12 protein-coding genes and 1 pseudogene are annotated in these 13908 nt (G+C 70.4%); 4 read left to right on the top strand and 9 right to left on the bottom strand.

All coding sequences use genetic code 11. From position 1 onward, the window contains the following. Position 1: 1 nt before the first annotated feature. The gene (locus AB5J56_RS09620) at positions 2 to 427 is read left to right on the top strand and encodes an OsmC family protein (protein WP_369232003.1); all 426 of its coding nucleotides are present in this window, start codon (positions 2 to 4) and stop codon (positions 425 to 427) included. 148 nt (positions 428 to 575) lie between these two features. Beyond that, on the top strand, positions 576 to 2468 hold the full coding sequence (dnaK, locus tag AB5J56_RS09615) for a molecular chaperone DnaK (RefSeq protein ID WP_369232001.1): 1893 nt from the start codon (positions 576 to 578) through the stop codon (positions 2466 to 2468). A 30-nt stretch (positions 2469 to 2498) separates the two neighbouring features. Here dnaK and narI read toward each other — a convergent pair whose 3' ends face one another. From narI to AB5J56_RS09580, 7 genes and pseudogenes are all read right to left on the bottom strand, one after another. Continuing rightward, positions 2499 to 3221: a respiratory nitrate reductase subunit gamma gene (gene narI / locus AB5J56_RS09610; RefSeq protein WP_369232000.1), complete on the bottom strand. Its 723-nt coding sequence runs from the start codon at positions 3219 to 3221 to the stop codon at positions 2499 to 2501. Further along, the gene (narJ, locus tag AB5J56_RS09605) at positions 3218 to 3790 is read right to left on the bottom strand and encodes a nitrate reductase molybdenum cofactor assembly chaperone (protein WP_369231998.1); all 573 of its coding nucleotides are present in this window, start codon (positions 3788 to 3790) and stop codon (positions 3218 to 3220) included. Before narJ ends, narI begins: the two co-directional genes overlap by 4 nt. Then, positions 3790 to 5389, bottom strand: a pseudogene (gene narH, locus AB5J56_RS09600) (nitrate reductase subunit beta). The gene narJ and the pseudogene narH overlap by 1 nt, the downstream one beginning before the upstream one ends. Then, positions 5389 to 9084, bottom strand: coding sequence for a nitrate reductase subunit alpha (locus AB5J56_RS09595; protein WP_369231996.1), 3696 nt, complete (start codon positions 9082 to 9084; stop codon positions 5389 to 5391). The pseudogene narH and the gene AB5J56_RS09595 overlap by 1 nt, the downstream one beginning before the upstream one ends. A gap of 78 nt (positions 9085 to 9162) precedes the next feature. Next, positions 9163 to 9960, bottom strand: coding sequence for an SAM-dependent methyltransferase (locus tag AB5J56_RS09590; RefSeq protein WP_369231994.1), 798 nt, complete (start codon positions 9958 to 9960; stop codon positions 9163 to 9165). A 10-nt stretch (positions 9961 to 9970) separates the two neighbouring features. Continuing rightward, positions 9971 to 10840, bottom strand: a complete 870-nt coding sequence (locus AB5J56_RS09585) for a helix-turn-helix domain-containing protein (RefSeq protein WP_369231992.1) — start codon at positions 10838 to 10840, stop codon at positions 9971 to 9973. A 90-nt stretch (positions 10841 to 10930) separates the two neighbouring features. After that, positions 10931 to 11764, bottom strand: coding sequence for a helix-turn-helix domain-containing protein (locus tag AB5J56_RS09580; RefSeq protein ID WP_369231990.1), 834 nt, complete (start codon positions 11762 to 11764; stop codon positions 10931 to 10933). A gap of 161 nt (positions 11765 to 11925) precedes the next feature. On the opposite strand from AB5J56_RS09580, the gene AB5J56_RS09575 reads away from it, so the two are divergent. Beyond that, positions 11926 to 12228: a 4a-hydroxytetrahydrobiopterin dehydratase gene (locus AB5J56_RS09575; RefSeq protein WP_369231988.1), complete on the top strand. Its 303-nt coding sequence runs from the start codon at positions 11926 to 11928 to the stop codon at positions 12226 to 12228. Positions 12229 to 12233: 5 nt separating this feature from the next. After that, on the top strand, positions 12234 to 12983 hold the full coding sequence (locus AB5J56_RS09570; RefSeq protein ID WP_369231986.1) for a class I SAM-dependent methyltransferase: 750 nt from the start codon (positions 12234 to 12236) through the stop codon (positions 12981 to 12983). Here the strand turns inward: AB5J56_RS09570 and AB5J56_RS09565 are convergent. Further along, positions 12946 to 13428: a hypothetical protein gene (locus AB5J56_RS09565; RefSeq protein WP_369231984.1), complete on the bottom strand. Its 483-nt coding sequence runs from the start codon at positions 13426 to 13428 to the stop codon at positions 12946 to 12948. The genes AB5J56_RS09570 and AB5J56_RS09565 overlap by 38 nt on opposite strands. Beyond that, positions 13425 to 13904 carry a hypothetical protein gene (locus AB5J56_RS09560; RefSeq protein WP_369231983.1) on the bottom strand — a complete coding sequence of 160 codons (480 nt, stop codon included), beginning with the start codon at positions 13902 to 13904 and terminating at the stop codon, positions 13425 to 13427. The genes AB5J56_RS09565 and AB5J56_RS09560 overlap by 4 nt, the downstream gene beginning before the upstream one ends. Positions 13905 to 13908 lie beyond the last annotated feature (4 nt).

Genomic DNA, 13908 nt, shown 5'->3' with positions numbered 1-13908 from the left:
CGTGGCTACCACGCGCACTGCACACACGGTCTGGGAAGGCGAGCTCCTCAAGGGCAGCGGCACCGTCACCTTCGACTCCTCCGGCATCGCGTCGCAGCCGGTCTCGTGGCCCTCGCGCGCCGAGGCGGCGAACGGCAAGACCAGCCCCGAGGAGCTGATCGCGGGTGCCCACTCCAGCTGCTTCTCCATGGCGCTGTCGCACGGCCTGACCGGCGCGGGAAACCCGCCGACCAGGCTGGAGACGAAGGCCGACGTCACCTTCCAGCCCGGTGAGGGCATCACCGGCATCCACCTCACCGTGCGCGGCGAGGTCCCGGGTCTGGACGCGGCCGGCTTCCAGGCGGCCGCCGAGGACGCCAAGAAGAACTGCCCGGTCAGCCAGGCGCTCACGGGCACGACGATCACGCTCACGGCCGAACTGGCCTGACGCCCGTACGCGATCGGATGCCGCGCCCTGTCACAAGGGGCGCGGCATCGTCATGTTCCGGCCCGCCCGGGGCACTCGCCCCATTGACAAGCACGCACTCAAGTTTTGTGCTGGACAGCGGGAAGAGCCCTGGCGGAAGGGGACGGACATGGCGCGTGCGGTAGGGATCGATCTCGGGACCACGAACTCGGTGGTGGCCGTCCTGGAAGGCGGTGAACCCACCGTCGTCGCCAACGCCGAAGGCGCGCGCACCACGCCCTCCGTGGTCGCCTTCGCCAAGAACGGCGAGGTCCTGGTCGGTGAGGTCGCCAAACGGCAGGCCGTGACGAACGTCGAGCGCACCGCGCGCTCCGTGAAGCGCCACATGGGTGACGGGCACTGGCGCTTCCCCGACCAGGGCTCCGTCGACGGCACCCGCTACCGCGCGCAGGAACTGTCGGCGCGGGTGCTGCAGAAGCTGAAGCGGGACGCGGAGGCGTATCTCGGCGAGGACGTCACGGACGCCGTGATCACCGTGCCCGCCTACTTCGACGACGCCCAGCGCCAGGCCACCAAGGAGGCCGGCGACATCGCCGGGCTGAAGGTGCTGCGGATCATCAACGAGCCGACGGCGGCCGCCCTCGCCTACGGCCTCGACCGCGGCGAGGAGCAGACCGTCCTCGTCTTCGACCTGGGCGGCGGCACCTTCGACGTCTCGCTCCTGGAGATCGGCGACGGCGTCATCGAGGTCAAGGCCACCAACGGCGACACCCGACTCGGCGGCGACGACTGGGACCAGCGGATCGTCGACCACCTGGTGAAGGGCTTCAAGGGCTCGTACGGCATCGACCTCGCGGGCGACAAGATGGCGGTGCAGCGGCTGCGCGAGGGCGCCGAGAAGGCGAAGATCGAGCTGTCCAGCTCCTCCGAGACCACCGTCAACCTGCCCTACATCACCGCCACCGCCGAGGGTCCGCTGCACCTCGACGAGAAGCTGACGCGCGCTCAGTTCCAGGAGCTGACGGGCGACTTGCTCGACCGCTGCAAGACCCCCTTCCAGCAGGCCGTCAAGGACGCGGGCGTGAAGCTCTCGGACATCGACCATGTGATTCTGGTCGGCGGCTCGACCCGGATGCCCGCCGTCACCGAGCTGGTGAAGGAACTCACCGGCAAGGACCCGCACAAGGGCGTCAACCCGGACGAGGTCGTCGCCCTCGGAGCGGCCCTCCAGGCGGGCGTCATCCGCGGCGACGTGAAGGACGTCCTGCTGCTCGACGTCACCCCGCTGTCCCTGGGCATCGAGACCAAGGGCGGCATCATGACGAAGCTCATCGAGCGCAACACCACGATCCCGACCCGGCGTTCGGAGATCTTCACGACCGCCACCGACAACCAGCCGTCGGTCGGCATCCAGGTCTACCAGGGCGAACGCGAGATCGCCGCCTACAACAAGAAGCTCGGCGTCTTCGACCTCACCGGGCTGCCGCCCGCGCCGCGCGGGGTGCCGCAGATCGAGGTCGCCTTCGACATCGACGCCAACGGGATCATGCACGTCTCGGCGAAGGACCTCGCCACCGGGCGTGAGCAGAAGATGACCGTCACGGGCGGCTCGGCGCTGCCCAAGGACGACATCGACCGGATGATGCGGGAGGCCGAGCAGTACGCCGACGAGGACCGAAAGCGCCGGGAGGCCGCCGAGACCCGCAACCAGGCCGAGCAACTCGTCTACCAGACCGAGAAGTTCGTCCGGGAGAACGCCGACAAGGTTCCGCAGGAGACGAAGGGCGAGGTCGAGTCGGCCGTCGCCGAGCTGAAGACGCTCCTGGAGCAGAATGCCGAGACGCCCGCTTTGCGCACCGGCATCGACAAACTGCTCGCCGTCAGCCAGCAGATGGGCCAGGCGATGTACGCCCAGGCCCAGCAGACGCCCCCGCAGGACGCACCCCCGCAGGACGCACCCCCGCACGAGACGCCCACCGAGCAGGCGCCGGGCGAGGAGGAGGGTGTCGTGGACGCCGAGATCGTCGACGAGGACAAGGACCGGAAGGGCGGCGCGGCCTGAGAGTTCCCCGGGGCCCGGGGGCTCCCCGGCTCACACCTCCGTCTTCTCCCAGCCCCGCCGCTCCGGCCGCGGCCCGAGCTGCTTCGGGTCGCGGCTGCGGTACACGACGTACGGCCGGAAGAGGTACTGCACCGGCGCGCTGAACATGTGCACCAGCCGGGTGTACGGCACCAGCGCGATCAGCGCCATGCCGATCACCGCGTGCACCTGGTACAGCACGGGCACGCCGTCCATCAGCTCCGTCTGCGGATGGAGCCGGAACAGGCTGCGGGCCCAAGGGGCAATGGTCTCGCGGTAGTTGTAGCCGTCGCCGGAGGCGTGCGTGAGCTTGGCGACCATGCCCATCACGATGGCGCCGACCAGCACCACGTACATGAGCTTGTCATTGACCGTGGTCGCCCGGAACACCGGCGAGTTGGTGCGCCTGCGGTAGACCAGCAGCAGGATGCCGAGCACGGTGAGGACTCCTGCCGCCGTGCCGCCGTAGAGCGAGAACAGGTGGTACGTGTGCTCCTTCACGCCCAGCGAATCGGTCCACGACTGGGGGATGAACAGGCCGACCAGATGGCCGACGAGCACGAAGAGGATGCCGTAGTGGAAGGCCGGCGAGGCGATGTTCAGCAGCTTCGACTCGTAGACCTGCGAGGAGCGGGTGGTCCAGCCGAACCTGTCGTAGCGATGGCGCCAGACGAGGCCCGCGACGAGCAGGGCGCAGGCGACGTACGGCAGGGCGCCCCACAGCAGTGTGTTCACGGCCGGTCTCCCGTCAGGGCGAAGGGTTCGAGGCCCACGTCCTCGCGGGGCGGGCCGCTGCGGGCGAGCGCCAGTGCCTCGGCGCGGTCCCTCGGGGAGGGGCCGGGCAGCGCCGCGCACACGGCTTCCACGACACCGGCGTACGGCGTCTTGAAGTCCCTCAGCGCGAGCCGCAGCAGTTCGAGGCCGCCGCGGTGCTCCAGGAGGAGACCGTGGTCGCCGGTCCGGGCGCAGAACTCCAGGACCGCGGGCAGGAAGTCCGGCAGTTCCTCGCCGGTGAACTCCAGGCCGTGCGCCCGGTACACCTCCTTGAAGCGGACCAGCGCCATGCCGCGGCGCCGGGTGTCGCCATCGCTCCACCAGCTCAGATAGAGGCTGTGCCGGTTCTTGAAGTCGAAGACCTGGACGTAGTGCGCGGCGAGGTCCGAGGGCTGCTGCACGGCCGCGTGGTCGAGGAACTCCCGCAGTTCCGGGGCGGCCCCGCGCAGCAGGGGCAGGCGGGCGCGGAACTCCTCGTCCGGGTAGGCGAGGCAGTGTGCGGCGGCCTGGAAGAGGACGTCGGTGCGCATCAGCCGTTCTCCTTCGTCTGGCGGTCCCGCAGTGCGTGGAAGTTCTCGATGGACACCAGCGGCAGTTGTCTGCGCCCCGCCGCCGGTCCCGAGTCCTGGCCGAACGGCCCGTCGCCGCCCATGCCGGGCCCGCCCGCGTGGTCGAGGCTGCACTCGTCGGGCAGAGCCGACTCCTCCAGGCGCTTGGCGTCGCCGACGGCGGCCGTCGGAATCACGTACCGGTCCTCGTACTTGGCGATGGCCAGCAGCCGGTACATCGCCTCGATCTCCTCGCTCTTCATGCCGACCGAGGTGGCGATCGCCGTGTCGGGCTGGTCGCCGAGGTTGATCGCCCGCATGTGGGAGCGCATCGCGGCGAGCTTGGTGAGACAGGCGCGCACCGGTTCGACGTCGCCGGCCGTGAACAGCTCCGCCAGGTACTCCAGCGGAATGCGCAGGGTGTCGATCGCGCCGAACAGGTTCTCCGCGTCCTCACCGTCGAAGCCGGTCTCCGTCAGCGCGTCGACCACCGGTGACAGCGGCGGGATGTACCAGACCATCGGCATCGTGCGGTACTCGGGATGCAGCGGCAGCGCCACCTTGTACTTGCTGATCAGCGCGTGCACGGGGGAGCGGCGCGCCGCTTCCATCCAGTCCTGCGGGATCCCCGCCTCCTCGGCGGCCTGCCGCACGGCGGGGTCCTCGGGGTCGAGAAAGACCCCCAACTGCGCCTCGTACAGGTCCTGTTCGCCGGGTGTGGCCGCCGCCGCGGCCACCTTGTCGGCGTCGTAGAGGATGACACCGAGGTAGCGCAGCCGCCCCACGCAGGTCTCCGAGCAGACGGTGGGCAGGCCCACCTCCAGGCGCGGATAGCAGAGCGTGCACTTCTCGGCCTTGCCGGTGCGGTGGTTGAAGTAGACCTTCTTGTACGGGCATCCGGTGACGCACATCCGCCAGCCCCGGCACTGGTCCTGGTCGACCAGCACGATGCCGTCCTCGGCCCGCTTGTACATCGCGCCGGACGGACAGGACGCCACGCACGCCGGGTTCAGGCAGTGCTCGCAGATCCGCGGCAGATAGAACATGAAGGTCTGCTCGAACGCGAACTTCACCTTGTCGGCGGCCTGCCTGCGGGTCTTCTCGACCATGGGGTCGAGGTCGCCGTGCTCGGGGGCGCCCGCCAGGTTGTCGTCCCAGTTCGAGGACCACTCGATCTTCATGGGTTTGCCGGTGAGCTGCGAGACGGGCCGCGCCACCGGGAAGTCGTCGCCGAGCGGGGCGTCGGTGAGGTTCTTGTAGTCGTACGTCCAGGGCTCGTAGTAGTCCTTGGATCTCCGGCAGTCTGGGGTTGGAGAAGATCCCGGCGAGCTTGTGGAAGCGGCCGCCCGCCTTGAGCCGGAGCGCGCCCCGCTTGTTCAGCTCCCAGCCGCCGCGCCACTTCTCCTGGTCCTCGTAGCGGCGCGGATAACCCTGCCCGGGCCGCGTCTCGACGTTGTTGAACCAGACGTACTCCATGCCGCCGCGGTTGGTCCACGCCTGCTTGCAGGTCACCGAACAGGTATGGCAGCCGATGCACTTGTCGAGGTTCATGACCATGGCGATCTGGGCCATCGGGCGCATCAGTACTCCACCTCCTGCGAGCGGTGGCGGATGACCGTCACCTCGTCGCGCTGGTTGCCCGTCGGGCCCAGGTAGTTGAACGCCCACGACAACTGGGCGTAGCCGCCGATGAGATGGGACGGTTTGAGGATCAGCCGGGTCAGCGAGTTGTGGATGCCGCCGCGCATTCCGGTGGTCTCCGTCTTCGGGACGTTCACCGTGCGCTCCTGGGCGTGGTGCATGTAGACCGTGCCCGCGGGCATCCGGTGCGAGACGACCGCCCGAGCGACCACCACACCGTTGCGGTTGACCGCCTCGATCCAGTCGTTGTCCTTCACTCCGATCGCGTCCGCGTCCTTGGGCGACATCCAGATGTTCTGCCCGCCGCGGGAGAGCGACAGCATGAACAGGTTGTCCTGGTACTCGGAGTGGATGGACCACTTGTTGTGCGGAGTGAGGTAACGGACCGTCACTTCCTGTTGGCCGTCCGGGCCGAGGCGCGGTTCGCCGAAGAGCCGGTTCATGTCGAGCGGCGGCCGGTAGACGGGCAGCGCCTCGCCCAGTTCATGGATCCAGTCGTGGTCCAGGAAGAAGTGCTGGCGCCCGGTGAGCGTGTGCCAGGGCTTGAGGTGCTCGGTGTTGAGCGTGAACGCGGTGTAGCGGCGCCCGCCCGACTCGCTGCCCGACCACTCCGGCGAGGTGATCACCGGGACCGGCGCGGCCTGCGTGTCCGCGTACGTGATCAGCTTGCCCTCGTGCTCGGCGGCCAGCTGCGCCATCTCCTGCCCGGTGCGCACCTCCAGGGTGCGGAACCCCTGCGTCGCCAGGCGCCCGTTGGTGGTGCCCGACAGTGCGAGGATGGTGTTCGCGGCCTTCACGGCGGTGTCGAGCGCCGGGCGTCCGTCGGCGGGCCCGCCGTGCACCGTGCCGTTGCGCTCCTTGAGGTGCTCGACCTCCTCGTCCGGCCTCAGCGCGATTCCCTTGGCGGGCAGGCCCAGTTGCTCCACCAGCGGACCGAGCGCCGAGAACTTCGCCCCGATCGCCGTGTAGTCCCGCTCCACCACCGTCAGGTTCGGCAGCGTCCTGCCGGGCACGGGATCGCAGTCGCCCCGCTTCCAGTCCAGGACGACCCCGCCGGGCTGCGCCGTCTCGCCCGGGGTGTCGTGCTGGAGGGCCGTGGCGACGACGTCCTTGCGGACGCCGAGGTGGTCGACGGCGAGTTCGCTCAGCCGCTCCGCCAGCGCCTTGAAGGTGTCGAAGTCGGTGCGCGCCTGCCACGGCGGATCCACGGCCGGAGTGAAGGAGTGCACGTAGGGGTGCATGTCCGTGGTCGACAGGTCGTGCTTCTCGTACCAGGTGGCGGCCGGCAGTACGACGTCCGACAGCAGCGTCGAGGAGGTCTGCCGGAAGTCCAGCGAGAGCAGCAGGTCGAGCTTGCCCTCGGGTGCCTCTTCCCGCCAGGTCACATCGCGCGGGCGGACCTCGGGCTCCGCCTCCTCGGCGCGCAGCGACGAGTGGGTGCCGAGGAGGTGCTTGGTGAAGTACTCCGCGCCCTTCGCCGAGGAGCCGAGCAGGTTGGCCCGCCACAGGGTCAGCACCCGTGGCCAGTTCTCCGGGGCGTCCGGGTCCTCGCAGGCGAACTTCAGCGTCCCGGCCCGGAGTTCGGCCACCACATTGGCGACGGGGTCGCCGAACACCTCGCCCAGGTGCAGGGGATTGCGGTCGAACGTCGGATACGACGGCATCCACCCCGTACGCGCCGACAGGGCCAGGCAGTCCGCGCCGGTCATGCCCGCGAAGCGGCCCTCGCCCAGCGGTGAGGCCAGCACATCGGCGGCGAACCGGTCGTAGCGCCACTGGTCGGTGTTGAGGAACCAGTACGCGGCGCCGATCATCTGCCGCGGCGGACGGCTCCAGTCGCCCGCGCCCGCGAGGGTCGCCCAGCCGGTGACCGGGCGGCACTTCTCCTGCCCGACGTAGTGCGCCCAGCCGCCGCCGTTGCGGCCCTGGCAGCCGGTGAGCTGGAGCAGCGCCAGGAACGCCCGGTAGATCGTCTCGGAGTGGAACCAGTGGTTGGTCCCGGCGCCCATCAGGATCATGCAGCGGCCCTGCGACTTCTCCGCCGTCCGCGCGAACTCCCGTGCGATCTTGGTGCACTTGGCGGCGGGCACGGAGGTGTGCACCTCCTGCCAGGCGGGCGTGCCGGGCGTCTCGGCGTCGTCGTAGGAGGCGGGCCACTGCCCGGGCAGCCCGCCGCGCCCCACCCCGTACTGCGCGAGCAGCAGATCGAAGACCGTCGTCACGAGGGGTCCGTCCGCCCCGCCCAGCCGCGTCGCCGGAACGCCCCGGCGGACGACGTCCCCGCGCCCCTGCCCGTGCTCCCCGCCCTCGGTGTCGAAGCGGGGCAGCAGCACCTCGACCCCGGCGGCGACCGTGCTGCCGTACAGGCTCAACTGCGGTCGCACATCGCCGAGTTCGAGGTTCCACTTCCCCTTGCCCGACTCGGTCCAGCGAAAGCCCAGTGAGCCGTTCGGGACGACCGCGCGGCCGGTCACGGAGTCCAGCACGACCGTCTTCCAGTCCGCGCCCTCGCCGCCCTGGCCGAGGTCGGAGGCGCGCAGGAACTTCGACGGGACGTACGCGCCGTCCCGTTCGGTCAGGGTCACCAGGAACGGCAGATCGGTGAACTTCCGTACGTAGTCCGCGAAGAACGGCGTCTCGCGGTCGACGAAGAACTCCTTGAGGATCACATGCCCCATCGCGAGGGCGAGCGCGCCGTCCGTGCCCGGGTGCGGATGCAGCCATTCGTCGGCGAACTTGGCGTTGTCCGCGTAGTCGGGGGCGACGACCACGACCTTCTGGCCGCGGTAGCGCGCCTCGGCCATCCAGTGCGCGTCCGGCGTCCGGGTCACCGGGACGTTCGAGCCCCACATCATCAGATACGCGGCGTCCCACCAGTCGCCCGACTCCGGCACGTCGGTCTGGTCGCCGAAGACCTGCGGCGAGGCGACGGGAAGGTCCGCGTACCAGTCGTAGAAGGAGAGCATCGGGGCGCCGATGAGCGAGTGGAAGCGCGCCCCGGCGGCATGCGACACCATCGACATCGCCGGGATGGGGGAGAACCCGGCGATCCGGTCGGGGCCGTACGTCTTGATGGTGTGGACGTGCGCCGCCGCGACGATCTCGACCGCCTCGTCCCAGGTCGCGCGCACCAGGCCGCCCTTGCCGCGCGCCTGCTGGTAACGGCGGCGCCGTTCGGGGTCGCCCTGCAGGTCGGCCCAGGCGAGCACCGGGTCGCCCAGCCGGCCCCGGGCCTCCCGGTACATCTCCAGGAGCACGCCCCTGATGTACGGGTAGCGCACCCGCGTCGGCGAGTACGTGTACCAGGAGAAGGCCGCCCCGCGCGGGCAGCCGCGCGGCTCGTACTCGGGGCGGTCGGGGCCCACCGACGGGTAGTCCGTCGCTTGCGTCTCCCAGGTGATGATGCCGTCCTTGACGTACACCTTCCAGCGGCACGAGCCCGTGCAGTTCACGCCGTGCGTGGAGTTCACGACCTTGTCGTGACTCCAGCGGTCCCGGTAGAACGCGTCCGCCTCGCGGCCGCCGGTCAGGCCGATGCTGTGCAGGTCGGACGCCGGCGTGCCGGGCCGGAAGAACCTCCCGGCACGCAGCAGCGCCGCGCCCGGCTCGGTGGGGGGTGCCGGGGTGTCGGCCACGGTGCGCTCCCTTGCTTGCCCGTAGATCGAACCTAGGGGCGGGCGCGGGAGCGCACCCGTTCACGGCACCCGTCCGGGTCAGGCCTTGCGGGCCACGCCCGCGTACACGGGCACGATGCCCTCCAGCTGGGCCGCCACGTCCTCCGGCTCCGGCCGCCAGCCGAAGACGGGGATGACGCCGGGACCGAGCAGCTCCAGGCCGTCGAAGAAGTGTGTGAACTCCGTGATCGACCGGGGGTAGAAGGGCGTACCGCTGCGCCGGAAGTTCTCGGCCGCCTTCTCGATGGCCTCTGGGCTGAGGTCCGCGGTGACCTGCGACAGGATCAGGTAGCTGCCCGGCGCGAGCACCTCGACGTACTTCCGCAGCAGGTCGTACGCGCTGTCGTCGAGGTAGTGGGTCAGCGCCACCAGCGACAGGGCGACCGGCTCGGCGAAGTCCAGGGACTCGCCGGCCAGCCGCAGGATGGTGTCGGGGTCGCGGACGTCGGCGTGCACATAGTCGGTGCGGCCCTCGGCGGAGCCCTGCAGCAGCGCCTGGGCGTGCCGCAGGACGATCGGGTCGTTGTCCGCGTACACGACCTTGGACTCGGGCGCGACGTCCTGCGCCACCTGGTGCAGGTTGGGCTCGGTGGGGATGCCCGTGCCGATGTCCAGGAACTGGCGGATCCCGGCCTCGGCGACCGCGCGCACGGACCGGTGCATGAACCGGCGGTTGGCGCGCGCCCCGCGCAGCACGCTGCCGTCCACGGCGAGGATCTTCCGGGCGAGCTCCTCGTCGATCGGATAGTTGTCCTTGCCGCCCAGCCACCAGTCGTAGACCCGGGCAGGGTGGGGCCGACTGGTGTCGATGCTGGGCGCTGCTTCCCGTTCGGTCATGCACATGCTCCTAGACGTGGCAGTCCTCGCGGTACTTCCGGAGGATCTTCTTCGTTTCCTGCGCGGACGCCGCACGGGCCGTCATGTGGTCGAGCACCTCCAGGTGCATGGCCACCTCGGCACGCGAGTCGAGGTAGAGCGCGCCGGTCAGGTACTCGCTGACGACCATGTCGGGCAGCTCGGGCTCCGCGAAGCGGAAGAGACAGAAGGGCGCGTACGTCCCCGGGTGCGGGCCCTGCGCGTACTCGGCGACCTGGAGCGTGACATGGTCGCTCTCGGCGGCCTCCAGCAGCCGGTCCAGCTGGTCGCGCATGACCTCGCCGCGGATGCTCACCGGACGTCTGAGCACCGTCTCGTCCATCACCACCCACAGATGCGGCGGATGCTCGCGCGAGAGCAGCTTCTGCCGGGCCAACCGCAGCGACACATGCCCCTCGATGGCCTCGGGGCCCGACTGCCCGACCGTCCCGGCCTCCAGGACCGCCCGCGCGTACTCCTCGGTCTGCAGCAGCCCGGGCACGAAGTGCGGCTCGTACGACCGGATCATCCGGGCCGCACCCTCCAGGCTGACGTGCATGCTGAACCAGTCCGGCAGCACCTCGTGGAAGCGCTGCCACCAGCCGGGCCGGTTCGCCTCCTCGGCCAGCGCCACGAACGCCGACGCGTCGTCGTCGCATACGCCGTACGTCGTCAACAGCACCTGCACGTACGGGATCTTGAGCGCGACCTCGGCCGTCTCCATCCGCCGCACGGTCGCCGAGGCCACGCGCAGCACCCGTGCCGCCTCGTCCCGGCTCAGCCCGGCGGCCTCCCGCAACTCCTGCAGCCGCTTCCCGAGCACCACCTGCCCCACGGTGGGCGCGGCACGCCGCTCACTCACGCCACGCCTCCCCACGCGCCGAAGTCCCCGAGCAGTGTGACATGTTCCGGCGAAACGCTCAGGGGGTCGAGGGCGAGTGACCGAGGGGAATCAGGAAACCAGCCCCTGAAGGTACTTGACCGTCGCCGGGTCGGCCGGGAGGAACGTCTCGATGGCCAGCTCGGCGACCGTCACGTCCATGGGTGTGTTGAACGTGGAGATCGACGAGATGAAGGACAGCACCCGTCCGTCGTGCTCGACCTGCATCGGCAGCGCGAAGTACGGCACCGGCTCGCCGAGATCCCCGTCGTCCGGGTCCTGCTCCGGGAAGGGATAGGCCGCCACCTCCTCGTACAGCGCGCGCAGCGGCTCGGACCGGTGGAGGGCGATCTGCCGTTCCATCTGGGCGAGCAGATGGTGGCGCCACTCGCGGTGGTTGCGGATCCGCGGAGCCATGCCCTGCGGGTGCAGCGTGAGACGCATCGCGTTCAGCGGCGGTACGAGCAGGGACTCGGGAACGCCCTCCAGCAGCATGGTGATGCCCCGGTTGGCGGCGAGCACGTTGTACATGGCGTCCACCACGAGCGCCGGATAGGGCTCGTAGCCCTGGATCAGGCGCTCCATGCCCTGGCGGAGCGCGTCCATCGCCGGGTCGTCGAGCGGGGTCTCCGGGTAGTGCGGCGCGTAACCGGCCGCCAGGAGCAGCGCGTTGCGTTCGCGGACCGGCACGTCGAGGTGCTCGGCCAGGCGCAGCACCATCTCCTCGCTCGGGCGGGAGCGGCCCGTCTCGACGAAGCTGATGTGACGGGCGGACGAACCGGCGCGCAGGGCCAGCTCCAGCTGGCTGACCCGACGCTGCTCGCGCCAGCCGCGCAGCAGCGGGCCGACCCCCTTGCCGGGAGGGGCTGTTGGGAGCGTGGCGGCCTCGGAAGCGACAGTGCTCATACGACGACCGTAGTCGCTCGGCGCGGACGGCAGCCGGGCAACGGGTTCTTCCAGGAGTGACCGGCCCCCGAGGGCGTACAGCGCCGACATCGGGGGATTGTGGCAGTGTGAGACGCGTCCCCGTTGTGTGAGCCGTGTGAACCGTGGGAGAGGACGAGGTCATGCCGCTGCAACCACTGTCGCAGAAGGAGATCGAGGACCGGCTGGCGGAGCTGCCGGGCTGGTCGATGGACGGGGATCGGATCGCCCGTTCCTACCGCCTCGACTCCCACTTCGCGGCGACCGCGATGGTCGTGCACATCGCCCAGGTGCAGGAAGAGCTCGACCACCACTCCGACCTCACCCTCGGCTACAACACGATCGCCCTGACGGTGAACACTCACACCGTCGGCGGCATCACCGAGCGCGACTTCGAGCTGGCCCGCCGGGTGGAGGAACTGGCACCAGGGCACGGCGCCGGCTGAGCCGCATGCTCGACTACGACAAGGAAGCCGACGCCTACGACGTGACGCGCGGCGGTGAGCCCCGGGCCGCCGCGGCCGCGGACGCGGTGCTGAGCCTGGTGCCCCAGGAGACACAAAGTCTGCTCGACGTGGCGTGCGGCACGGGGATCGTCACCCGTCGGCTCGCGGCGGGACGGCCCGGACTGCGCGTGGTGGGCGCCGACGCCGCATACGGCATGGCGCGCCGGGCCGCGGCCCGGATACCGGGTGCCGTGCTCCTCGCCGATAGCCGCCGACTGCCGTTCGCCGACGGGGAGTTCGACGCCGTCACCAGCGTGTGGCTGCTCCATCTCGTGGACGGGCCCGACGACGTCCGGGCCGTCGTCGCCGAGTGCGCGCGGGTGCTGCGCCCCGGCGGGGTGTACGTGACCACCGTCGACAAGGCCGCCGCCCACGACGTCGGCAGCGACATCGACGCCGTCCTCGTGCCACGCCCGCGCCGCCCGGCCCAGGACCGGGCCGACCGTGTCGAGACGTATGCCGTCGAGCACGGACTGAGCCCGGCGGGGCAGGCCCGGTTCCGGGGGTACGGCCAGGGCCGCAGCCCCCGTGGCACGGCGGCGGACCTGCGCCGTGGCTGGTACACCCAGCTCCCCCCGGGCGAGCCCCTGACCGAGCACTTCGCGGTGCGCCTCGAAGAGCTGCCCGATCAGGAAGTCCCGCGCCCCGACCCGGAGTTCACGCTGAGGGCGTTCCGGAAGCCGGTCGCCGGGTGAAGTCCATGACCCAGTTGGTCAGCCACGTCCTCTCCCCGTCCACCGAGAACGCCTGCTCCCAGCGGGCCGTGGTGGCGGAGATCCCGGACCACACGAAGCGCACGCGCACGTCCTTGCCGTCGTGAGTGTCATCGCCGTAGAACTCGCCCCGCTCGCCCGCGAATCGGCCGATCACCGGGGGGAACAGCTTCCCGCTGCGGCTGGACGACCAGTTCAGCGACCACAGTTCGCTCTCCCGGTCGAAGAGCCGCAGCGTCAGCCCCGTCCAGCCCTGCACGTTCACGGGCATCTCGTCGATGTTCGCGGCCCCGTCGAACAGGCTCCAGCAGCGGCTGGTGGCCCCGAACTCCTCCCAGCCGCTGTCGGCGTCCAGGAAGTCGGTGCGACGGCGGTGGGCGACGTCCCACTCGCCGTGGAAGAAGTCGAAGTCGTGCGCGGTGCTCATGTGCGGTCTCCAGTCGTGCCCTCGGGGAGGGAGTCGGCGAGGTAGGCGTCGAGGTCGGGGACGTCGGGCGCGAGCATGTGCCGTACCCAGGCGTCGCGTTCGTGCAGGATCGGCGGCAGCTCCCAGACGCAGCCGATCCAGGGCAGGTCGGGGGCGATGAAGTGGGTGGGGTCGCGGTCCGGGCAGCCCAGCACCGGCTGGCCCGCCGAGGCGCCCCGGAAGTGCAGGACGTTGTCCCACACCCAGCTGTACGCGTTCAGATAGGCGCCGTCGTCGCCGCCCCGGTGCAGTACGACGAAGGTCGCCGGCGGGGTGCTGTCCGGCTCCGGGAGCAGCTGGGGCAGCATCGCGTACGCCGCCTTCTCCACGTCGGGCGCGATGCCCGCCGGGTCGGCGGTGACGTGGTACCGCTTGATGCGCCGGCCGGCCACCTCGATGGGTGGTGGCACCGTCAGCAGTTTCTCGGTGAAGGCCATGGGA

It is taken from the genome of Streptomyces sp. R21 (genome assembly GCF_041051975.1).
In the GTDB taxonomy this organism is placed as follows: Bacteria; Actinomycetota; Actinomycetes; order Streptomycetales; family Streptomycetaceae; genus Streptomyces.
Note: the sequence above shows the minus strand (reverse complement) of the source record. Positions and strands in the feature narration are given on the sequence as shown.